The organism is Luteimonas sp. A611 (genome assembly GCF_054072715.1).
The window spans coordinates 900,026-921,064 of record NZ_JBSVRP010000001.1 but is presented as its reverse complement, the minus strand read 5'-3'; the positions used below and the strand labels follow the sequence as shown (position 1 = coordinate 921,064).

21 protein-coding genes are annotated in these 21,039 nt (G+C 70.8%); 7 read left to right on the top strand and 14 right to left on the bottom strand.

The features are described from left to right. The first annotated feature begins 29 nt into the window (after positions 1 to 29). The 4 genes from ACW5EG_RS04085 to ACW5EG_RS04070 are packed head-to-tail and all read left to right on the top strand — an operon-like array spanning position 30 to position 4,154. Complete coding sequence (locus ACW5EG_RS04085) at positions 30 to 608, top strand: RNA polymerase sigma factor (protein ID WP_457020895.1); 579 nt, start codon at positions 30 to 32, stop codon at positions 606 to 608. Beyond that, positions 605 to 1,762 (top strand): hypothetical protein, encoded by a 1,158-nt coding sequence (locus ACW5EG_RS04080; RefSeq protein WP_457020894.1) that lies wholly within the window; start codon positions 605 to 607, stop codon positions 1,760 to 1,762. The genes ACW5EG_RS04085 and ACW5EG_RS04080 overlap by 4 nt, the downstream gene beginning before the upstream one ends. Next, positions 1,759 to 2,343 (top strand): IMPACT family protein, encoded by a 585-nt coding sequence (locus ACW5EG_RS04075; RefSeq protein ID WP_457020893.1) that lies wholly within the window; start codon positions 1,759 to 1,761, stop codon positions 2,341 to 2,343. The genes ACW5EG_RS04080 and ACW5EG_RS04075 overlap by 4 nt, the downstream gene beginning before the upstream one ends. A 5-nt stretch (positions 2,344 to 2,348) precedes the next feature. Then, positions 2,349 to 4,154, top strand: a complete 1,806-nt coding sequence (locus ACW5EG_RS04070; RefSeq protein WP_457020892.1) for an ABC transporter transmembrane domain-containing protein — start codon at positions 2,349 to 2,351, stop codon at positions 4,152 to 4,154. Between the two features lie 166 nt (positions 4,155 to 4,320). Here ACW5EG_RS04070 and ACW5EG_RS04065 read toward each other — a convergent pair whose 3' ends face one another. Further along, positions 4,321 to 5,151 (bottom strand): AraC family transcriptional regulator, encoded by an 831-nt coding sequence (locus tag ACW5EG_RS04065; RefSeq protein ID WP_457020891.1) that lies wholly within the window; start codon positions 5,149 to 5,151, stop codon positions 4,321 to 4,323. A 117-nt stretch (positions 5,152 to 5,268) separates the two neighbouring features. Here ACW5EG_RS04065 and ACW5EG_RS04060 point away from each other — a divergent pair, with 117 nt between their 5' ends. Together ACW5EG_RS04060 and ACW5EG_RS04055 are read left to right on the top strand one after the other, a co-directional pair. Then, the gene (locus tag ACW5EG_RS04060; protein ID WP_457020890.1) at positions 5,269 to 5,697 is read left to right on the top strand and encodes an organic hydroperoxide resistance protein; all 429 of its coding nucleotides are present in this window, start codon (positions 5,269 to 5,271) and stop codon (positions 5,695 to 5,697) included. 40 nt (positions 5,698 to 5,737) lie between these two features. Continuing rightward, positions 5,738 to 6,694 carry an alpha/beta fold hydrolase gene (locus tag ACW5EG_RS04055; protein ID WP_457020889.1) on the top strand — a complete coding sequence of 319 codons (957 nt, stop codon included), beginning with the start codon at positions 5,738 to 5,740 and terminating at the stop codon, positions 6,692 to 6,694. A gap of 124 nt (positions 6,695 to 6,818) precedes the next feature. Here the strand turns inward: ACW5EG_RS04055 and ACW5EG_RS04050 are convergent, their stop codons facing one another. From ACW5EG_RS04050 to ACW5EG_RS04000, 11 genes are all read right to left on the bottom strand, one after another. Then, positions 6,819 to 8,483 carry an acyl-CoA dehydrogenase family protein gene (locus tag ACW5EG_RS04050; protein WP_457020888.1) on the bottom strand — a complete coding sequence of 555 codons (1,665 nt, stop codon included), beginning with the start codon at positions 8,481 to 8,483 and terminating at the stop codon, positions 6,819 to 6,821. 15 nt (positions 8,484 to 8,498) lie between these two features. After that, positions 8,499 to 9,740: an FAD-dependent oxidoreductase gene (locus ACW5EG_RS04045; protein WP_457020887.1), complete on the bottom strand. Its 1,242-nt coding sequence runs from the start codon at positions 9,738 to 9,740 to the stop codon at positions 8,499 to 8,501. A 507-nt stretch (positions 9,741 to 10,247) separates the two neighbouring features. Beyond that, positions 10,248 to 10,454: a cold-shock protein gene (locus tag ACW5EG_RS04040; RefSeq protein WP_457017477.1), complete on the bottom strand. Its 207-nt coding sequence runs from the start codon at positions 10,452 to 10,454 to the stop codon at positions 10,248 to 10,250. A 98-nt stretch (positions 10,455 to 10,552) separates the two neighbouring features. Continuing rightward, positions 10,553 to 11,308, bottom strand: coding sequence for an S-methyl-5'-thioinosine phosphorylase (locus ACW5EG_RS04035; protein ID WP_457017476.1), 756 nt, complete (start codon positions 11,306 to 11,308; stop codon positions 10,553 to 10,555). A 158-nt stretch (positions 11,309 to 11,466) separates the two neighbouring features. Then, on the bottom strand, positions 11,467 to 12,027 hold the full coding sequence (locus ACW5EG_RS04030; RefSeq protein WP_457017475.1) for a hypoxanthine-guanine phosphoribosyltransferase: 561 nt from the start codon (positions 12,025 to 12,027) through the stop codon (positions 11,467 to 11,469). Beyond that, entirely contained in the window at positions 12,024 to 13,031 is a 1,008-nt protein-coding gene (gene nagZ, locus ACW5EG_RS04025; protein WP_457020886.1) for a beta-N-acetylhexosaminidase, read from the bottom strand. The genes ACW5EG_RS04030 and nagZ overlap by 4 nt, the downstream gene beginning before the upstream one ends. Before the next feature lie 87 nt (positions 13,032 to 13,118). Next, entirely contained in the window at positions 13,119 to 13,808 is a 690-nt protein-coding gene (locus tag ACW5EG_RS04020) for a DsbA family oxidoreductase (RefSeq protein WP_457017473.1), read from the bottom strand. A gap of 38 nt (positions 13,809 to 13,846) precedes the next feature. Next, on the bottom strand, positions 13,847 to 14,359 hold the full coding sequence (locus ACW5EG_RS04015; protein ID WP_457017472.1) for a CYTH domain-containing protein: 513 nt from the start codon (positions 14,357 to 14,359) through the stop codon (positions 13,847 to 13,849). Between the two features lie 139 nt (positions 14,360 to 14,498). Next, a complete protein-coding gene (rlmD, locus tag ACW5EG_RS04010; protein WP_457017471.1) occupies positions 14,499 to 15,830 on the bottom strand; it encodes a 23S rRNA (uracil(1939)-C(5))-methyltransferase RlmD in 1,332 nt (443 codons plus the stop codon). 106 nt (positions 15,831 to 15,936) lie between these two features. Continuing rightward, positions 15,937 to 16,524, bottom strand: coding sequence for a YdbL family protein (locus tag ACW5EG_RS04005; protein WP_457017470.1), 588 nt, complete (start codon positions 16,522 to 16,524; stop codon positions 15,937 to 15,939). A gap of 36 nt (positions 16,525 to 16,560) precedes the next feature. Beyond that, entirely contained in the window at positions 16,561 to 18,576 is a 2,016-nt protein-coding gene (locus ACW5EG_RS04000; RefSeq protein WP_457017469.1) for a hypothetical protein, read from the bottom strand. A gap of 33 nt (positions 18,577 to 18,609) precedes the next feature. On the opposite strand from ACW5EG_RS04000, the gene ACW5EG_RS03995 reads away from it, so the two are divergent. Then, a complete protein-coding gene (locus ACW5EG_RS03995; protein ID WP_457017468.1) occupies positions 18,610 to 19,335 on the top strand; it encodes a response regulator in 726 nt (241 codons plus the stop codon). On the opposite strand, the gene recO is transcribed toward ACW5EG_RS03995, so the two are convergent. Together recO and era are read right to left on the bottom strand one after the other, a co-directional pair. Next, positions 19,311 to 20,066 carry a DNA repair protein RecO gene (gene recO, locus ACW5EG_RS03990; protein ID WP_457017467.1) on the bottom strand — a complete coding sequence of 252 codons (756 nt, stop codon included), beginning with the start codon at positions 20,064 to 20,066 and terminating at the stop codon, positions 19,311 to 19,313. The genes ACW5EG_RS03995 and recO overlap by 25 nt on opposite strands. 24 nt (positions 20,067 to 20,090) lie before the next feature. Then, positions 20,091 to 21,020 (bottom strand): GTPase Era, encoded by a 930-nt coding sequence (gene era, locus ACW5EG_RS03985; RefSeq protein ID WP_457017466.1) that lies wholly within the window; start codon positions 21,018 to 21,020, stop codon positions 20,091 to 20,093. Positions 21,021 to 21,039: the final 19 nt, after the last annotated feature.

Here is a 21,039-nt window from a genome sequence, read left to right as displayed (position 1 = left end):
GCGCCGGGGCAGGGCTTACCCTGCTGCCAGTGAACGAAGCCGCGCCCGCCAGCGATCCCGAGCCCAGCGACGAGACGCTGATGCTGGCCTATGCCGGCGGCGACGTGGCTGCGTTCGAGGCGCTGTACGGGCGCCACCGGCTGCGCCTGTACCGGTTCCTGCTGCGCCAGCTGCGTGACCCGGCGCTGGCCGACGAGCTGTTCCAGGACGTCTGGCAGAAGCTGATCGCCGCGCGCGCGACCTGGACGCCCGAGGCCGCGTTCGCGACCTGGCTGTACCGCATCGCCCACAACCGCCTGACCGACCACTGGCGGGCGCTGCGCCACCGGCCGCCCGCACCGGCCGACGCCGACGAGCGCACCGCGCGGGTGCCCGACCCGGACACGCCGGAACGGCAGCTGTCGGAGTTCGAGCAGCGGCGGCGGCTGCAGCTGGCACTGGACGAACTGCCGCCGGAGCAGCGCGAGGTGATCGTGCTGCGGCTGGAGCAGGAGCTGAGCCTGGAGGAGATCGGCGAGATCACCGGCGTGGGCCGGGAGACTGTGAAATCGCGCCTGCGCTACGCGATGGACAAGCTGCGCGCGCGGCTGGGGACGGCCCTGCCATGACCCGCCACGAGCGCGAACCGCTTACCCCCGAGGAGCGCGAGATCGCGCAACGGCTGGCGCGCCTGGAGGCCAGCGCCGCGCCTGCGGCCGGGCTGGACGCGCGGATCCTGGCCGCAGCGCGGGCGGAAATTGAAGCCCCGGCGGCGACGCCGGTGGCGCCGGCCCGCCCGCGCAGGCCAAATTGGCCGGTGGGCATGGGCATTGCCGCCTCGCTGGTCGTGGCGGTCGGCGTCGCCTGGCAGCTGCGGCCGCAGCCGGACAGCGTGGCGCTGGACGCACCGTCTGAAGTGGCAATGTCGCGCACACAGGCCGAGCCGGCGCCGACGGCCGACACTATGGATGCGCCGTCCGCGGCGGCCGCTTCAACCGCTGCCAAAGAGAGCGCCGGCATGCCTGCCGACCCGGCGGCACCCGCTCCCATGGCTGCGCCCCTGCCGGAGGCCGCCGCAGCCGGCGCGGTGACTTCCTCGGTCGAGCGGGAGCGCAGCGAATGGGCCGCGCAGCTGGCCCGCGAAGCCGCCACGCGGCAGGTCGAAGCCCGGCAGGCAGAAGCGCGGCAGGCCGCCGCGCGGAAACAGGCCGCGTCGCAGGACGCGCGCGCACGCGAGAACACCGCGCGACAGGCGCCGCGGGCGGCGATGGCGGCTCCATCGGCCGAGATGGCGCTGGAACCGGAACTGACACAGGCGCCTCTACCCGCGCCCCCTGCCCCGCCTGCCCCGCCTGCCCCGCCTGCGGCGGCAGCGCGGGCGCCGGAATTCGTCTCGGCGCCGCCACCGCCTGCGCAGCCCCCGTCGCCCGTCCGCACGCTCGCTGCCCCGCCGCCGGGCGTCGCCGCGCCCGCTCCCCTGCCGGCGCAAGAGCGCCGCGCGCGCGCGCAGGCCGCCTCGCCCGCCCTCGACAGGATAGAGGTCACCGGCCACCGCGCCGCACCTGTCGCGGACGTGGTCGATGTGCTGGCCGACCAGCCGCTGGACGACAGCCCGCCGGCCTCGGCCGATTCCCCGGCCGTGCGCGAGCGCTGGCTGCAGCGCATCCGCGAACTGCGCGACGCCGGCCAGCACGAGGTGGCCCGCGACAGCCTGCGCGAGTTCGTGCGCCGCCATCCGCAGGCCGGGGTGCCCGACGACCTGCGTCCGCTGCTCGAAGGATGACGCTGGACACGCTGGCCGCGCCGGCGCAGCACGCCATCGAAGTCAGGCACAGCCGCTTTGTCGCCCGCGCCGCACCCATCGGCGCGACCGCCGACGCCACCGATTTCCTGCGCGAGGTCTCCGTTGCCGACGCCACCCACAACTGCTGGGCCTGGCGGCTGGGCGGCGACTACCGCAGCAGCGACGACGGCGAGCCCGCCGGCACCGCGGGGCGACCGATCCTGGCCGCGATCGACGGCCAGGGCTATGACCGCATCGTGGTCGTGGTCACGCGCTGGTTTGGCGGGATCAAGCTCGGCGCGGGCGGGCTGGTCCGCGCCTACGGCGGCGCCGCAGCCGAATGCCTGCGCCTGGCACCACGCTTGCCGCTGGTCGAAACCGCCACGTTGGCGGTGCATGTCGCCTTCGAGGACATCTCGCTGCTGCACCACCTGCTGCCCGCGTTCGCGGCGGCCAAGCAGGCCGAAACATTCGACGCCGGCGGCGCCCGGATGGTGGTCGAACTGCCCGTCGACCAGGTCGACGCCTTGAAAACCCGGCTGCGCGACGCCACTCGTGACCGGGCACGTTTCGATGACTGAGGCTGATGGCGTTTAACCATGACCGGCGCGGCGGCGCCCCAGGCAACCCGCCCACCGCACCGGATGCGCCCGATTCCAAGGCCCCGATCGGCTCGCTGCGCACGCTGTGGCCGTTCGTCATGCGCCAGAAGGGCCTGTTTTTCGCCTGGCTGCTGGCGCTGATGGCCTCGTCCAGCGCCACCCTGGCGCTGCCGGTTGCGGTGCGCCACATCATCGACCAAGGCTTCAGCAGCGGCAGCAACATCGACGCGACCTTCGCCATGGTGCTGCTGGTCGCGCTGGCGCTGGCGCTGGCCACCGCCGCACGCTTCTTCTTCGTCTCGCTGCTGGGCGAGCGCGTGGTCGCCGATCTGCGCAACCGGCTCTACGGGCATCTGATCGGCCTGGACCAGGCCTTCTTCGAACGCAGCCGCAGCGGCGAGCTGGTGTCGCGGCTCACCGCCGATACCGAACTGCTGCGCAGCGTGATCGGCACCACCATGTCGGTGGCGCTGCGCAGCACGGTGACCGTGCTCGGCAGCGTGGTCATGCTGATGGTGACCAGCCCGAAGCTGGCGGTGTGGGCGCTGGTGGGCATCCCGCTGCTGGTGCTGCCGCTGGTGCTGGGCGGGCGCCGGCTGCAGAAGATCTCGCGCCAGAGCCAGGACCGCGTGGCCGACGCCAATGCGCTGGCGGCCGAATCGCTGGGCGCGATCCGCACCGTGCAGGCGCACGCACGCGAAACCTACGAGCGTGGCCGCTTCGCCGAGGCGGTCGCGCTGTCGGTCGCCACGGCGCGCCGGCGCATCGGCGTGCAGTCGCTGGTGACTGCGGTGGCCATCTCGCTGATCTTCGGCGCGATCATCCTGGTGCTGTGGTCGGGCGCGCACGACGTGATCCGCGGCGATATGAGCGCGGGCACGCTCGGCCAGTTCGTGCTGTACGCGCTGCTGGGCGCGGGTTCGGTCGGCGCGCTGGCCGAAGTCTGGAACGAGCTGCAGCGCGCGGCCGGCGGCATGGGCCGGATCGGCGAACTGCTGGACGAGCGCGGGGGTATCGCGGCGCCACAGCAGCCCGCATCGCTGCCGCGGCCGCTGCGCGGCGCACTGCATTTCGATGCGGTCTCGTTCCACTACCCGACGCGCCCGGATGCGCCGGCGCTGCACGATTTCAGCCTGGACGTGGCGCCGGGCGAGACGGTGGCGCTGGTTGGGCCGTCGGGCGCGGGCAAGAGCACGGTGTTCGCGATGCTGCTGCGCTTCCACGATCCGCAGTCGGGGACGATCACGGTCGACGGGGTCGACGTGGCCACGCTCGATCCGGTCGCGCTGCGCGAATCGATCGCGCTGGTGCCGCAGCAGCCGACGATCTTCGCCACCAGCGCGCGCGACAACATCCGCTACGGGCGGCTGGACGCCAGCGATGCGGACGTCGCGGCCGCCGCGGCTTCGGCGGAGGCGCACGAGTTCCTGAGCGTCCTGCCGCAGGGTTACGACGAGCAGCTCGGCGAGCGCGGCGCGCGCCTGTCCGGCGGCCAGCAGCAGCGCATCGCCATCGCCCGCGCCCTGCTCAAGGACGCGCCGGTGCTGCTGCTCGACGAGGCCACCTCGGCGCTCGACGCGCAGAGCGAACGCGCGGTGCAGACCGCGCTCGAACACCTGATGGACGGCCGCACCACGCTGGTGATCGCGCACCGCTTGGCCACCATCCTCAAGGCCGACCGCATCGTCGTGATGGACCAGGGCCGCATCGTGGCCCAGGGCACCCACGCCGAGCTGCTGGCCGAGGGCGGGCTCTACGCGGAGCTGGCGCGGCTGCAGTTCATCGACTGACGCCGTTTTGCTCCCTCCTCCGCGTGCGGGGGAGGGCCGGGGTGGGGGCAGGCAGGTCGCCACGTCGTTTACGCGCGCCGTTGGCGCGCGCCCCCATCCCAACCTTCCACCCGTAAAGGGCGCAATGCCCCGCTCTGCGGGGGAAGGAGCAAAAGCAGCCAGGCAGCTACGCTGCCTGGGCCATACCCTTCTTCCACTCGCGCGGTGACTGCCCGGTGTGGGCCTTGAACGCGCGCGACAGCGCGGCCTCGCTGCCGTAGCCGACGTCGCTGGCGACGACCTTCAGCGGCCGCCCGCGCCGCAGCGCCTGCTGCGCCAGGCCAATCCGCCAGCCCTGCAGGTACTGGCCGGGCGTGGTGCCCATCGCGTCGCGGAAGCTGCCTGCAAACACGCTGCGCGACATGCCGGCGACCTGCGCCAGCCCGTCGAGCGTCCACTCCTTCGCCGGCGCCTCGTGCATCGCCACCAGCGCATTGCGCAGGCGCGGGTGGGACAGGCCCGACAGCATCCCGCCGCGCACCGCGCCGCTTTCCATCAGGTGGCGCAGGATCTGGATCATCAGCACCTCCAGCAGCCGCTCGACCAGCGCCACGCGGCCGCAGCGCTGTTCGAACGCCTCCTCGAACAGCAGCGCCACGATCGGTGCAGCGCCGCCCAGTTCGTCCAGCGGCAGGCACACCACCGGCGGCAGCGCGGACGCGACCGGGTTGCCGACACCGCCCTCGAACGCCAGGTGGGCGCAGACCATGTCCGCGCCGCGCAGCGGATCGGTGATGAAGCGGTGCGCGAGCGGCCGCGGATACAGCAGCAGGCTGGGCCGGTCGATGTGCAGCGACTCGCGGCCGTGCACGACTTGGACCGCGCCCTCGCGCACAAGGTGCAGCTGGCCGTGGTGGCCGTCGTCCTCGACGCTGTTGATCCCGCACAGCGGGCCGGTGTTGAACACCCGTGCGGCAATCGGGAAGTGCGCCATGAGCGCCGCAAGCCTGTCCACCATGCCAGTACTCCTGATCAAATTTTCAGGACTTTACATCACCAGTGGTCCCGCTGCACGGCGCAAAGTACGCCTCACCGGGGGATGCCCCCGGCCACCACCAACGACAGGAGTTGCGCCATGTCCATCGAGAAGATCCTCTACGCCGCCACCGCCACCGCCACCGGAGGCCGAGACGGCCGCGCCCGGTCCAGCGACGGGGTGCTCGACGTGCAGCTGTCCACCCCGCGCGAGCTGGGCGGCGCAGGCGGTCCCGGGACCAATCCCGAGCAGTTGTTCGCCGTCGGCTATTCGGCCTGCTTCCTCGGCGCACTGAAGTTCGTCGCAGCCCGACAGGAGGTCACGCTGCCGGCGTCCGCCAGCGTCACCGGCAAGGTCGGCATCGGCCAGATCCCGACCGGCTTCGGCATCGAGGCCGCGCTCACCGTCTCGGCGCCGGGCGTCGATCGCGACATTCTGCAGTCACTGGTCGAGCAGGCCCACATCGTCTGCCCTTACTCCAATGCCACCCGCGGAAACATCGACGTCTCGCTCTCGATCGCCGACTGAGCCGCCGACCAGGGCACGCATCCCCACAGGAGCACCACCCATGAACGCCATCGCCCGCACCCTCGCCACCAGCCTGCTGGCCATCGCCGTCCACGCCGGCACCGCCCAGGCGGCAACGCCCGCGCCTGCCGGGCTGCAGGCTGCCGCCCGCGCCGCCACCATCGACGGCAGCCACATCGTCACCGCCGACGGCGTGCGCCTGTACTTCAAGGACTGGGGCCCGAAGGACGGGCCGGTGGTCACCCTCAGCCACGGCTGGCCGCTGAATTCGGACAGCTGGGAATCACAGATGCTGTTCCTCGCCGACAACGGCTATCGCGTGGTCGCCCACGACCGCCGCGGCCACGGCCGCTCCAGCCAGCCCTGGGACGGCAACGACATGGACCACTACGCCGACGACCTGGCGGCGGTGATCAGCGCGCTCGACCTGCGCGATGTCACCGTGGTCGGTTTCTCCACCGGCGGCGGCGAAGTGGCACGCTACATCGGCCGCCATGGCACCTCGCGAGTGAAGAAAGCGGTGCTGGTCGGCGCGGTCACGCCCTTCATGCTGCGCACCGCCGACAACCCGGATGGCGCGCCGATCGAACTGTTCGACAGCTTCCGCACGGCCGCGCAGGCCAACCGCTCGCAGCAGTACCTGGACATCGCCTCGGGCCCGTTCTTCGGCTTCAACAAGCCCGGCGCCAGCGTCAGCCAGGGGCTGGTGCAGACGTTCTGGGCGCAGGGCATGCAGGCCGGCCACAGGAACACCTTCGATTCGATCGCGGCGTTCTCGGCCACCGACTTCCGCCCCGACCTTGCGAAGTTCGACGTCCCGACCCTGGTGATCCACGGCGGCGACGACCAGATCGTGCCCCCGGCGATGTCGGCGCAGCTCGTGCCGCGCCACGTCAAGCACGCCGAAGTGATCCTCTACCCCGGCGCGCCGCACGGGATCACCGATACGCACAAGGACCGGCTCAACCAGGATCTGCTGGAGTTCCTGCGGCGGTAGGTCGCATGGACGCATCACTGCGGACGCATGCTTCGGCATGCGTCCGCTTTTGCGTGCAAGTGCGTCGGGCGCGAGCGGTTGTCGATGCAGGCCAGGCGTCGTGGTCGCGGCTGTAGGAGCAGCTTCAGCCGCGAGCGTTACGGCCGGACGCGTCCAGGCCTGATGACACGCCAGATGCACGCCCAACGAGCGCATCGAAACCCGCATCCGCATCCAGGCTGCCAAACGCCAGGCCTTGCCCACCACCCAGGCGACTGCGGCAGAATCCCGCAGCCATCGGGCTTCCCGCGCGCAGCAGCACAGCGCCCTGCAGCAGCAGCGCCACGCGCTCGACCAGCCGGCGTGCGCCAGCTTCGGCCGGGCCGGCCGCAAGCGCATCGCGCAGCACCGCGAGCGCTGCATCGAAATCCCCGTTCGCACCCGCAGCCGCATCCAGTTCGGCCAGCACCGCCGCGCCAGTTTCCGGCTCCCTCGCAAGTGCGCGCAGCACGTCCAGGCACTGGATGTTGCCGCTGCCCTCCCAGATCGAGTTCAGCGGCGCCTGCCGGTACAGCCGCGGCAACAGCGATTCCTCGACGTAGCCGGCGCCGCCCAGGCACTCCTGCGCTTCGTTGACGAAGGCTGGTGCACGCTTGCAGACCCAGTACTTGCCGATCGCGGTGGCGATGCGCGCGAATGCAGCCTCGACCGGATCACCCGGCGCGGCGTCGACCGCGCGCGCCACCCGCATCGACAAGGCCAGCGCGGCTTCGGATTCGATGGCCAGGTCGGCCAGCACGTTGCGCATCAGCGGCTGGTCGACCAGCGCGCGGCCGAACGCATGGCGATGCCGGCAGTGATGCAGCGCCTGCGCCAGCGCCATGCGCATCAATCCCGCGGAACCCAGCATGCAGTCCAGCCGGGTCAGCATGACCATCTGGATGATCGTCGCCACCCCGCGCCCTTCATCGCCGACGCGATGCGCACGCGCCGCGTCCAATTCGATCTCGGACGACGCGTTGCTCCAGTCGCCGAGCTTGTCCTTGAGCCGCATCAGCCGGAACCCGTTGAGCGCGCCACCGGGCAGGCGCCGCGGCATCAGGAAACAGGTCAGGCCGCCGGGTGCCTGCGCCAGCACGAGGAAGCCGTCGCTCATGGGCGCGGAGAGGAACCACTTGTGGCCGCGCAGCACGTAGTCGTCGCCACCGGGCAACGGTGTCGCGGTGGTGGTGTTCGCGCGCACGTCGCTGCCGCCCTGCTTCTCGGTCATGCCCATGCCCAGGGTGACGCCGTGCTTGTCGGTCATGGGCAGGTCACGCGGGTCGTAGCGGCAGGCGGCGACCCCGGCGGCCCAATCCTGCAGGCCCGGTTCCCGCGCGAGGACGGAAACCGCCGCATGGGTCATCGTCAGTGGGCAACTGCTGCCCGGCTCGGCCTGGTAGTGAAGGTAGGACAGCGCGGCGCGTGCGACGTGGACGCCCCGCCCCGGTCGTGCCCAGGACAGCCCGGCCACGCCGTGGCCGATCGCGGCCTGCATGATGCGGTGGTAGTGCGGATGGAACTCGACCGTGTCGATGCGATGGCCGCCGCGATCATGCGTGCGCAGGCGCGGACGGTCGCGATGCGCGTCGAACGACAGCGCCAGCAGCTCGCTGCCGGCCAGCGCACCGTAACCGGCGACGGTGTCGGCGAAGGCGCCGCCACCTTCGCGCTGCAACGCCTCGCGCAGCGCGTGGTCATCGCGCCAGAGTTCGCGCGGCGCGAACTCCGGCGGCTGGTTGTCGACGATGTGGGTGGCCGATCCGCTCATCCTGCCCTCCTGTCTTCATCCGCGCTGGCTGCAGCCTTGCGCCAGCGCCTCGACGAAGGCCTCGTCGAGCGCGATCCGGCCGAACAGCCCCTGTTGCGTGCCGCTCAGCACCCGCAGCATATGCGTCCCGCCCAACGGCAGCCGGCCCGCCCGCAGAAGCGCAAGGTCGCGCAAGCGGGCCACCGTATCGAGATCGGACTGGAACATCGGCGTCAGCCAGCGGCTCCACAGCTGGTAGATCGCGACGTGGCGGCGACGCTCGCGCTGCAGCGCGGCCAGCGCATCGTGCATCGAACCCGGCACGCGCAGCGCCGATGCCAGCGCCATCGCGTCCATCAGCGCCATGTTCACGCCCTGCCCCAGCTGCGGGCTCATCGCATGCGCTGCATCGCCGATCAGGACCGCGTGGCCGCGGTGCCACTGCGTGACCACGGTGTCTCGGTAGCTGGCGCAGGCGAGCTGGTCGGGCACGCGGATATGCGCGAGCAGCGATTCGATCTTCGGCCACAGCGCGCACACCTCCGCTCTCCAGGCCTCGATGCCGCCCTCGCGCCAGGCATCGAAGGCGGCGGTGGGCAGGCTCCAGAAGAAGCTCAGCCGCTGCGTGTCGTCACCTGGCCTGGTCCCGACCGGCAGCAGGCCGATCATCCGTCGCGCCGCGACATAGCGTTGGCGCAACTCGCGCAGGTGCGGCCAGTCGGCGGACGGCAGCAGGCACCACAGCGCGCCCCACGGGTAAGGCTGGTCGAGACGTACACGGCCGGCATGGCCGCGCAGCAGCGAGGCCGCGCCGTCCGCAACCACCACCAGGTCATAGGGCCCATGACGCCCGCCGGCCGCATCGAGCAACACGCGGCCATCGTCGTCCAGCCCGACGATCCGCATGCCCGCCCGCACGCGCCGATGGCCTGCGAACGCTGCCGCCAGGATCGAGAACAGCGCGCCACGCTGCAGGCCCACACCCGCCAGCCGCGGATCAAGCCCGTCATAGCGCATGTCCATCACCGCGCGGCCGCAGGGTGTATCGCCGAACAGCCGTTCGACCACCGCGCCGTGTGCAAGCACCTGCGGCAGCAGCCCCATCCGCCACAGCACCTGCAGACCGCTGGGCTGCAGCAGGAATCCAGCGCCCACCGGGCCCGGCTCCGGCACCCGTTCGAACACTTCCACGCAATGCCCGTCGCGCTCGAGCAGCACCGCCGCGCACTGCCCCGCGCTGCCGTAACCGACGATGGCGATACGGCGCTTCATCGGCAAGGCTCCGGCCTATTAGAAGGGTTTTTCCCAGGCGAAGGAGAAGCGCGGTGTCCGTACGCCTCTCGCGGCGCCGGGTGCGGGTACCCCTGGGTGCGAATGTCCCCCGGCGCCGGCTTGCCGCCGTCGCCTCCTCCTTGATTTCGCACCCAGGGGTACCCGCACCCGACGTGTCGGGATGGTTGGCGTTTCAGGAAGTGCAAGGCCATGGCCTCTGCTTCGCTCCCGCGCACGCGGCCGTAAGCCGGGCCAGGCCGTGGCCGGCTGGCCTTCGCAGCGAAATCAAGGAGGAGGCATCCGCCGGCAGGCGGATGCCGGGGGACATTCGCGGAGAGGGCCTGCCGGTCACGGCGTGGCCCGTCAGGTCGCGACGGGACGAGGCAACGCGAATCGTTGGAACGGAAGTTCATCTTTCCATCTTTGTGAGGGAAACCAACCCGTCCCGGCCAGGCGAAGAACCAGAAAAAAGCCCCGCCTGGGCGGGGCTTCAAAAATGTCTTTGCCGACATCTCAGACGACTGGCTGTACGCCTGTCGCCTGCGCACCCTTCGGACCCTGGGTGACTTCGTACTGCACACGCAGGCCTTCCTGCAAACTGCGAAAGCCCGTCGAATCGATCGCCGAATAGTGCACGAAGACATCGGCGCTGCCGTCCTCGGGCGCGATGAATCCGAATCCCTTGGCGTCGTTGAACCACTTCACTGTGCCGTATTGCATGACTCGTCAAACCTCGTGATGGCGGGTGGCGCCCGCACGGCCGCGCTGGGCGGCCGGTCGTGCACGCCGAGTATGCAAAGCAAACCGGGGGGTTGCAATCACCCGCGCAACAGTGTCGAGATCAGCGCGGGGATGCCGGAGGACGCGGCGGCGACGTTGGCCAGCACGTCGTCGAGGGTGATCGTTTCATCCGGATCCGGTCCGGCGCCCGCCGCCCAGTTGGCGACGATCGCCAGGCATGCGTACTCCAGCCCGAGTTCGCGCGCGAGTCCCGCCTCGGGCATTCCGGTCATGCCGACCAGGTCGCAGCCGTCGCGTCGCAGGCGCGCGATCTCGGCTTTCGTTTCCAGGCGCGGACCCTGGGTGGCGCCGTAGCAGCCGCCATCGACGAGTTCGACGCCCGCCGCCTTCGCCGCGTCAAGCACCTGCCGCCGCAGCGGTGGCGTGTAGGGGTCGCCGAAATCCACATGCAGCACCTCGGTGCCGGGCTCTTCGCACAAGGTGGAGATGCGCCCCCAGGTGTAGTCAATCAACTGGTCCGGGCAGGCCAGCACGCGCGGGCCGAAGCGCTCGCCAATGCCGCCGACCGTATTGAGCGCCAGCACGCGGCTTGCGCCCAGTGCCTGCAGCGCGGCGAGGTTGGCGCGGTAATTGATCCGGTGCGGTGGCACGGAATGTCCTTCGCCATGGCGCGCGAGGAAGGCCACGCGCGTGCCGTCCAGCGTGCCGATGCGGATCGGGCCGGAGGGCGCGCCGTACTTCGTGACCGGCTGGTGGGTTTCGATGTCCTGCAGCTCGGCCAGCGCATACAGGCCGGTGCCGCCGATGACGGCGAGCGGGATCGGGGTGGTCATGCTGGACTGCTTCAGGCGGGCGGAGCCAAAGGATACCGCCAGGATCACGAGGCCCGCGTCAGCTTGACCTCGCCTGCCGCGGCTGCCGTCCAATGGATCCCAGCTTGCGCTGGAATGACCGGACTACGGAGTGACCGCGATGGCCGGTGGCGCAGCGCCTACTCGCCGAGCGCGTAGATGCCCGGCAGGTTCCTGCCCTGCTCGTGGAAATCCATGCCGTAACCGAACACGTAGCGGTCCGGCACACCCACGCCCATGTGGTCGGCGCAGATGTCGTCGACGCAGCGGTCGTGCTCCTTGACCGCCAGCACCGCGACGCGCACCTCGGCCGCGCCCTGGTCCTCGCACCAGTACTTCACCGCCTTGAGCGTGTGGCCCTCGTCGAGGATGTCGTCGACCAGCAGCACGCGGCGGCCGCGCATCGGCGTGGCCGGACGATGCAGCCAGGCCAGCCCCGAACCAGTGGTGTTGCCGCGGTAGCGGGTGGCGTGCAGGTAGTCGAACTCGAGGTCGAGGCCGCGTTCGCCCAGCGCGAAGGCGAGCTGTCCGGCAAATGGAAGCCCGCCGTGCATCACCGTGAGGAACAGCGGCGGCTGCTCGTCGCCGGCATAGTCGGCCAGGATCGCGTCGGCCATTTCCTCGATCACATCGTCCAGCTCGTCACGATCGAAGAGCAGTTCGGCGGTCTCGAGGATTTCCGAGAGCTTCGGCACGTTCATGCGGTCTGTCCCAGTCGCGCAGCCAGCTGCGCCTGCGCGCCACTGTAGCGCGCATCGGCCAGCAGGCCGTCCCAGCCCAGGCCACCGCGACCGAGCAGGCCGACCAGGGCCATGGTGTTGAGGCTGCGGTGCTTCACCGCCGCCAGTGATTCCTCCACCAGTTGCGGATGGCAGACCAGGACCACGTCGCAGCCGGCATCCAGGTGCGCGTCCACGCGTGCCTTGATGCCGCCGGCGGAAAACGCCGCGGCCATGCCGATGTCGTCGGAGAACACGACTCCGCGGAAGCTCATTTCCTTGCGCAGGATGTCGTTGATCCACAGCGGCGAGTAGCCGGCCGGCTCCGGCGCGACCTGCGGATAGACCACGTGCGCCAGCATCACCGCGTCGGCGCCGGCCTCGATGCCGGCGACGAAGGGCACCAGGTCGTGCGCGCGGATCTCGTCCAGCGAGCGGTTGTCGATCGCGTTGTCGAAGTGCGTGTCCTCGCGCACCGTGCCGTGCCCGGGAAAATGCTTGAGCGTGGCCGCCATGCCCACCGAATGCATGCCGCGCACGTAGGCGCGGGTGAAGTCGGCCACGACCTGCGGATCGGTGCAGAACGCGCGGTCGCCGATGGCGAGGTTGCCGTGGCCGACGTCGACCACCGGCGCGAAGCTCAGGTCCACGCCGGTGGCGCGGATTTCGCTGGCCATCAGCCAGGCATGCTCTTCGGCCAGGCGCAGGGCAGCCTCGCGGTCGTCGGCATACAGCCGGCCGAAGCCGTCGAGCGAAGGCAGCGCGCTGTAACCGTCCCGGAAGCGCTGCACGCGCCCGCCTTCCTGGTCGACGCAGATCAGCTGCGGGCGCGACGCGGCTTCGCGGATCGCGGTGCACAGTTCCATCACCTGCGATCGCGAGGCGAAATTGCGCTTGAACAGGATCACGCCAGCACAGGCGTCGTTCTGCAGCCAGTCGCGCTCCTGCGCGCTGAGTTCCATGCCGGCAACGCCGATCACGAGCATCCGCGGGTCTCCTTCACATGCGCGGTTGCGCACCGCGCCATTGTCGCAGATGGCCGCCGGGCCGCAGCCCTCGGCGGCTCGACGCGTTCAGATGCGGCAGCCGTCCGGACCGCAGCTCGCATCGTCGGGAGCCTCGTTGGCCGGCGCGGTGCCACGGGCCTGCAGCAGCGCCTGCGCGAACGCCTCGGGTGGCTGCGCGCCCTGCACCGCGAGGCGGCCATCGATGATGAAGGTCGGCACCGAACGGATGCCCATGGCCTGCGCCTGCGCGAATTGCGCGCGTACCTCGGCCTCGCCCTCGTCGCCGGCGAGCAGGGCGCGGATCCGCGTCTCGGGCAGCCCGCCGACGAGGCCGGCCGCGACCAGCACCTCCGGGTCGGCCAGATTGTGGCCTTCGGCGAAATGGGCGTGGAACAGCGCCTCACCAACGCGGTCGGCATCGCCCTCGCGCGCGGCCAGCCACAGCAGGCGGTGCGCCGGCAGCGTGGTCACGCGCACCTGGCCCCGGTCGAAATCGAACGGCAGGCCTTCCGCGCGCGCCGTGGCCTGGGTGCTGGCCAGCATCTGCGCGGTGCGCTCAGGGCCGCCGAACTTCTTCGCGTAGGCCTCGCGCAGCGGGACCGGTACGGTGCCTGCGTCAGGATCGAGCAGGAACGGATGCCAGTGCACCTCGACCTGCGGCGCATCGGCGCCCAGCAGTTCCAGGCCACGCTGGAAGCGGCGCTTGCCGATCCAGCACCAGGGGCAGACCACGTCGGACCAGACATCGATTCTCATGCAACGGTCATGGGGGCGGATCCACCGCGGCCAAGCCCTCAGCCGACCCCGGCGCGGTCCTCTGCGTTCCAGCGCGCGTATGGGTGCGACGCGAGCGCGAGGTTGTAGTAGCGCGACGTGTCGGTGACCTCACGCCCGGCCCACGGCGGCAGGGCGAAATGTTCGTCGGCGCTGGACAACTCGATCTCGGCGACCACCAGGCCGGCGTTGTCGCCGAGGAACTCGTCGACTTCCCACAGGTGCCCCTCGTGGGACACCAGATGCCGAAGTTTGTCGATCACCCCGCCCACGCACAGCGCGAGCAGGGCGCGGGCATCATCGAGCGGGATCGGGTAGTCGAATTCCTGCCGCGTGCTGCCCAGCTCGCGCGACTTGAGGTTGAGGAAGGCCTCTTTGCCCTGGATACGCACGCGCACCGAGGCCTTCTGCCCGCCGTCATCCATCGCGCCAAGGTCGTTGATGTAGCCCTGGGCCATGGGCAGGACGTCATGCGCGGCGGCGCGCCAACCGTCGCCGGTGACCAGGAATTTGCGTTCGATTTCGATGGGCATGGCGTTTCAACCGGGGTTGGAGGCTGGGGACATACCTATTGTCATTCCGAGCGCAGCGAGGAATCCGGTATCAGGTCGACGGAAACAGGATCCTTCGCTGCGCTCGGGATGACACGCCTGAGGACCGACGTCACGTCGATCATCGCTTCTCGAACAGTGCGATCGACTCGACGTGCGCAGTCTGGGGAAACATGTCCATCACCCCCGCACTCGCCAGCTTCCAGCCACGCTCATTGACCAGGTAGCCCGCGTCGCGCGCCAGCGATCCCGGGTGGCAGCTGACGTAGACGATGCGGCCGAACCGCTCCAGCGGCAATTGCTTCAGCACGTCGATCGCGCCCGAGCGCGGAGGATCGATCAGAAGCTTGTCGAATCCCTGCCGCATCCAGCTGCTGCCGCGCTGGTCCTGGGTGAGGTCTGCAGCATGGAAGCCCGCGTTGGACAGGCCGTTGCGTTCCGCGTTCTCCCGCGCGCGCGCCACCAGTCCGGCCTCGCCCTCGACGCCTACCACTTCAGAAACGATGCGCGCCATCGGCAGGGTGAAGTTGCCCAGGCCGCAGAACAGGTCGAGCACACGGTCGGTCGGCTGCAGGTCGAGCAGCTCGAACGCGCGCGCGATCATGTCCTCGTTGAGGCGCGCGTTGACCTGGATGAAATCCAGCGGCCGGAACGACAGGCCGATATCCCAGGGCTCCAGCCGGAACGACAGCGACGGCTGCACCGGCCACAGCGCATGCACCGAGTCCAGCCCGCCCGGCTGCAGGTGGATGGCGACGCGATGGCGCGCGCCGAAATCGCGCAGCGCCGCCAGATCGGCCTCGCCCAGCGGCTGCAGGTGGCGGAACACCAGCGCGACGCCGTCGAAGTCGGGCTGCGCATCGCCGACGATGAACTCGATCTGCGGCACATCGCGCCGCGCCTGCAGGCCGTCGACCAGCACCGACAGCGGAACGATCAGCACGCCGACTTCGGGCACCACGGTATGGCACTCGCGCAGGTCGGCCACGTAGCGCGCGTCGCGCTCGCGGAAGCCGACCAGTGTCTTGTCCTTCTTCTCCACGCGCCGCACCGAGAAGCGGCCCTTGCGCCGGTATCCCCAGGCACCGCCGGTCAGCGGCGGCAGCACCGCCGCGGGCGCGACATGGCCGATTCGCTCGAAGTTCTCCAGCAGCACGCGCTGCTTGGCCAGGATCTGCCTGGACTCGTCCAGGTGCTGCAGCACACAGCCGCTGCACACGCCGAAGTGCGGGCAGCGCGGCGTCACCCGGTCGGGCGAGGCCTGCAGCACTTCCAGCGTGGTCGCCTCGTCGAAGCTGCGCGAACGCGCGGTCTGGCGCACCACCACGCGTTCACCGGGCAGCGCATCTGCCACGAACACGGCCTTGCCGTCGGCGCGGCGCGCCACCCCGCGTCCATCGTGGCTGAGGTCGACGATGTCGAGTTCAAAAGGCGTCTGGTCGATCCGGGCCACGTGGCATCAGGCTGCTTGCAGGGCCGGACATTGTCGCAGATGCGATGGAGGGGACGGATTGGCCGGTGCCGTTCCGTCCCCTGCGCTGGCATTGGAGCGCCGCGCCCTACTTCTGCTTCCAGACCCCGCCCTGCTGGTACCACCAGCCCGGGCGCGCGCTCGCGATCCACTGGCGGGCGAACACGTCGCGAATCTGCGACTCCCATTCGGGATGGCCGTTGGCCACGGCGATCTCCCGATAGACCGCCTTGCGGTCGCGGTTGTCGTCGGCGACGGCGGCGTTGACCGCAACCCGGTCCTTGATCGCCAGCTGCGATGCATCGCGCACCACCACCGTGCCGTCACCGGCAAAACCCAGCGCGCCGGAATCAAAATGCGGGCGCATCGAGTTGAAGCGCGACTCCATCCGCGACTGGATCGCCTGGATCGCCGGCGTGCGGATGGTGATGTCCGGCTGCGACTGCGCCTGCGCGCTGCCGATGCCAAGCAGCATCCAGGGATCGAAGCGCAGCTGGCGCGTGGCCATGCCGCCGTCGCCCGGGGGCGTGGACGCGGGCGCGGCCTCGTCGCCAATCACGTTCTCGACGAACTCACGCGCGGCTTCGCGCGCCTCGGCGGCGGGGAAATAGACGTTGATCGTGACGCAGGCGCACAGCACCAGCGAAAACAGCGAGATTCCCAAGACACGGCGCATGCGACGACTCCCTTGCGTTGATGACGTTGCGGCCGCTCAGTCCACCACCGGCGCGACATCGCCGGCGGCCACTGCGGCCAGGCGCTCGAGCAGGGTAGGCCAGTCGACGTTGCGGTTGAACCCGACCACCTGCAGCCTGGGCACGCCCGCACCCTGCACGATAGTAAAGCCGTCTCCCGCTGAATGCAGTCCCGACATGGCGCAGACCTCGTTGGCCAGGCGGCAGCCGATGCCGATGCCGCGATAGCCGAAATCGTCGAACAGCCCGATCAGCTGCCCCTGCAGGCTGCTGACGAAGGAGGCGTCGCCGACGCTGGAGATGTCCTGCACCGCGCGCTGGCTGATGCGCTGGCGCACGCCACGACGTGGTTCGGTATGGAGTTCGGCGTCGAAGGCGGTCGCAGTCCAGTCGACCAGGCGCAGCCCGTCGATGCGCCCATGCAGCCGACCGCTGATGCTGCCGAAGTCGAACACGCCGGTGATGTCCATCAGGTCCAGGTCGTGCAGCGACAGGTCGGCCGACAGCGTGGGCGCGACCCCGAACGGACGCTCCATCGACAGCGCGCCGACGTCGATGCGGCCATCGAACAGATGCACGCTCAGGCCGCCGTCGAACTCCAGGCGTTCGTCGGCATAGCGTGCGCTGGGAATGCGCCCGCCCAGGGTGCCGCGGAACTCCGGCCAGCCGAAGGCGCTGGCGAGCTGGCCGACGTCCAGCGCGTCGAGCGCCAGCCCGAAACCGAGGCGCAGGCCGCTGTCCTCATCCGGCGGGGTCAGGCTGAAGTTCTCCAGCTGGAGCTGGCCGCCGAGCATGTCCAGCGCAACGGCCTCGCGCAGCTGCAGCGTGCCGGACTGGCTGCGCAGCGGCAGGCGGATCGGCCCGAAGGCCAGCTCGTAGAGCGCGCCGCCGCGCCAGCGCAGTTCGCTGTCGACCATTCCGCCTGCGGCGAGGCGCAGGTCGCCCTCCAGGCCGTCGATGCGAAAGCGCTCACGCGGGTCGCGGATATCCACCCCGCCAAGCTGCAGCTCCAGCGCCTCGACCCGACCTTCCTCGACGCGAATCTGTGCGCCCACCGCGCCGTCCAGCGCCAGGCCCGACATTCCGGCAAGGCCCAGCCAGCCGGCGAGGTAGCGGTCGGGCAAGGTCGTGAGCGCATCGCTGCGCACGTCGAGCGTGAGCGCGCGCAGCCCGCCTTGGGCATCGAGCTCAGCGCTGCCGCGCGCATCGACTGCGCCCGCGTCACGCCATTCGACCCGCGGCGCGGACCAGCCGCCGCCGGGCATCTGCCGCGCATCGATCGCGAATGCCACCGGCGTGCCGCCCAGCGCGAGGTAGGCATTGCCGAACAGCGCCTCGCCGCGATCGACCTCGCCGTCCAGCGACAGCAGCATGCCGCTGTCCTCGGGCACGCGCAGGTCAAAGCGCACCCTGCCATCGACATCACCCAGCGCGATCGTGCCGTCGTCCGATTCCAGGCCAAGGCCGGCCAGCGCAAGACGCCCTTCGACCTGCAGCGGTCGTCCACTCGGCGTCTGCAGCGTGATCGCCCCATCCATCGTGCCCGCAGCCAGCCGCCCGCCCGGCCAGGCATTGGCCAGCAGCGCCTGCGCCCAGAGCATCGGCACGCGCGTGAGCTGCAGCTGCGTGGCGTCGGGACTGGCGGCATTGCGATGCAGCGCCAGCCGCGCGTCGCCGCGGGCCAGCAGCGCGTCGGTGCTGGCCGGCGAGAGATCCACCGCCAGTCGCATAGGGGCGCCGCCCTGGCCCTGCAGCGGCCCTTCGCAGCGCCAGGCATCGGCCTGCGGCCGTGCCAGCGGGCACTGCCAGCGCACGTTGTCAAAACGGTAGCCCAGCGCCGACGCCTCGATCAGCGCCGCCTCGATCCGCAGTTCGCCCTGCGCCGCGTCCGCCGGCCAGTGCAGGCGCACGCGCACGTCGCGCAGCGCCACGCCGGCGGCATCGATGGCGTCGATGCGCGCGGTCGCGGTGCGCGCGAGCGCCGGGCTCGCGGCCAGCACCAGCAGCAACAGCGTTAAGATGCGCCAAGGCATCGGGCGAGCATATCCGCTGCGCAGGGGGCGACGATGAATCCACGGATCCTGCTGGTCGAGGACGATCCCACCAGCCGCGCGTTCCTGCAGGCGGCGACCGAATTGCTGCCGGCCGTGGTCGATGCGGCGGCCAGCATGGCCGAAGCGCTCGCGCTCGCCACTGCCAATCCACACGCACTGTGGCTGTTCGATGCCCGCCTGCCGGACGGCAGCGGCAGCGAACTGCTGGCGCGACTGCGCGCACGCGGGCTGCAGACGCCGGCCATCGCGCATACGGCCTCGCGCGAGCAGGACGAACACGCAGCGCTGCTGGCAGCCGGCTTCGCCACCACGGTCGCCAAGCCGCTACCGGCCGATGCCTGGCTGGCTGCGATCCGGCGCGTGCTGGAACCGCGGGGCGACGGCGATACCGCTGACGGCACGCACCACGTGCGGCAACCGGCCGCGGGCTACCACCTGCCGGTCTGGGACGATGCGCAGGCGCTGTCGGCGCTGGCCGGCAACGCCGACAATGTCGCGGCCATGCGCGGGCTGTTCATTGCCGAACTCGCGGGGGCGCGCGACGCAGTGGCCGCGGCCGCAGCCGCGGGCGATGCCGAGGCGCTGCGCGCCACGCTGCACAGGCTCGAGGCCGGATGCGGCTTCGTGGGCGCGGCGCGGCTGGGCGCGGCGGTCTCTCGATTGCACGCCGCGCCCGGCTCGGGCGATGCGCTGCAGGCGTTCCGCGATGCGGTTCAGGACACGCTGTCAGGCGCCTGATCGGACCCGCGCGCGAGCCGTCCCAGCTCGCCGGCCAGCTGCCAGGATTTCAATCCGCGCGGACCCAGGTGCTGCGACAGCACGTCGCGCATGGCGCCGCGCAGGCTGTCGAGATCGGCGGGATCGGGCCTGCGGTCCTCGCCCAGCGCCAGCAGCGCGCTACCGGTCGCGTAGCGCGCGCGCGATTCGCCGACGCGCTCGCCCAGCACACGCCGCGGGCCGTGCTCGGCATCAAGCCGGTAGCGCGCGGCCGGGTCGATCGCCGTGCCGTCGCCGTCATGGCCAAGATCGAAGCCGAAGCCCAGCACCTGCAGCAGGTCGCGCTCGAAGCGGCGCAGGTTCCAGGCCAGCCCCGCAGCATCGTGCAGCCGCGCGCGCAACCATCCGTACAGCTCGTAGAGCTCGGGGTGCGGATCCTGTCGTGGCGCCATGCGCAGCACCAGTTCGTTGACGTAGAACGCCGACAGCGCGGCGTGCCCGGGCAGCCGCGGCGGCGCGTCGATCGCCTCCACCGACGTCAGGGTGGCCAGCTCACCGCGCTGCACCGCCACCAGCCGCACGTGCTGCAGCGGCTGCAGCGCGGCGAACTGCGCCTGCCTGCGCGGTCCGCGCACGCCGCGCGCGAGCAGGCCGAGGCGGCCGTGGGAACGCGTCAGCACGTCGACCAGCAGGCTCGTCTCGCGCCAGGCTCGCGCATGCAGGACATAGGCCGGTTCGGCGTCGTAGCGCACGGATGCCCGCCCCCAGCGCGCCGGCTACTCGTAGCCGAGCGTGCGCAGCGCCGCTTCGTCGTCCGACCAGCCCTCGCGCACGCGCACCCAGGTCTGCAGGAACACCTTGGCGTCGAACAGCTGTTCCATCCGCTCGCGCGCACGCTTGCCGATGTCGCGCAGGCGGGTGCCGCCCTTGCCGATCACGATCGCCTTCTGGCCCTCGCGCTCGACCCAGATCACCGCGCCGATACGGTACATCACCCCGGCCTTGGGCGAGGGCTCCTCGGTGAATGATTCGATCTCCACCGTCGTGGCGTAGGGCAACTCGGCGCCGAGCTGGCGCATCAGCTGCTCGCGCAGAAGTTCGCCCGCCAGGAAGCGCTGGCTGCGGTCGGTGATCTCGTCTTCGCCATACAGCGGCGGCTGCTCGGGCAGCTGCGACAGCAGCGACGTGGTGAGTGCATCGAGGCCGGTGCGCTTGAGCGCGGACACCGGATGCACCGCGGCAAAGCTGCGCCCTTCGGTGATGCGCTGCAGGTAGGGCAACAGCTTCGCCTTCTCGGGGATGCGGTCGACCTGGTTGACCACCAGCACCAGGGGCAGGCCGCTGGCGTGCAGGGTGTCGTAGGCCAGCGTGTCTTCCTCGTCCCAGCGACCGGCCTCGACCACCAGCGCGGCCGCGTCCACGCCCTCGAGCGCGCCGCGGGCGGCGCGGTTGAGCACCCGGTTGAGCGCCGACGAGGCACGCTTGCCCCCTTCCAGGTGCAGGCCGGGCGTATCGACCAGGACGATCTGCCCCGCAGGCAAGGTGGCGATGCCCAGCAGCCGGTGGCGCGTGGTCTGCGGCCGGTTGGACACGATGCTGACGTTGGCGCCCACCAGCGCGTTGACCAGGGTGGACTTGCCAACGTTGGGACGGCCGATCACGGCGAGGTGGCCGGCGCGGTGCGCGGCGGGGGGGGGCTGCTGCATGGCGCGGATTGTAGGGGAG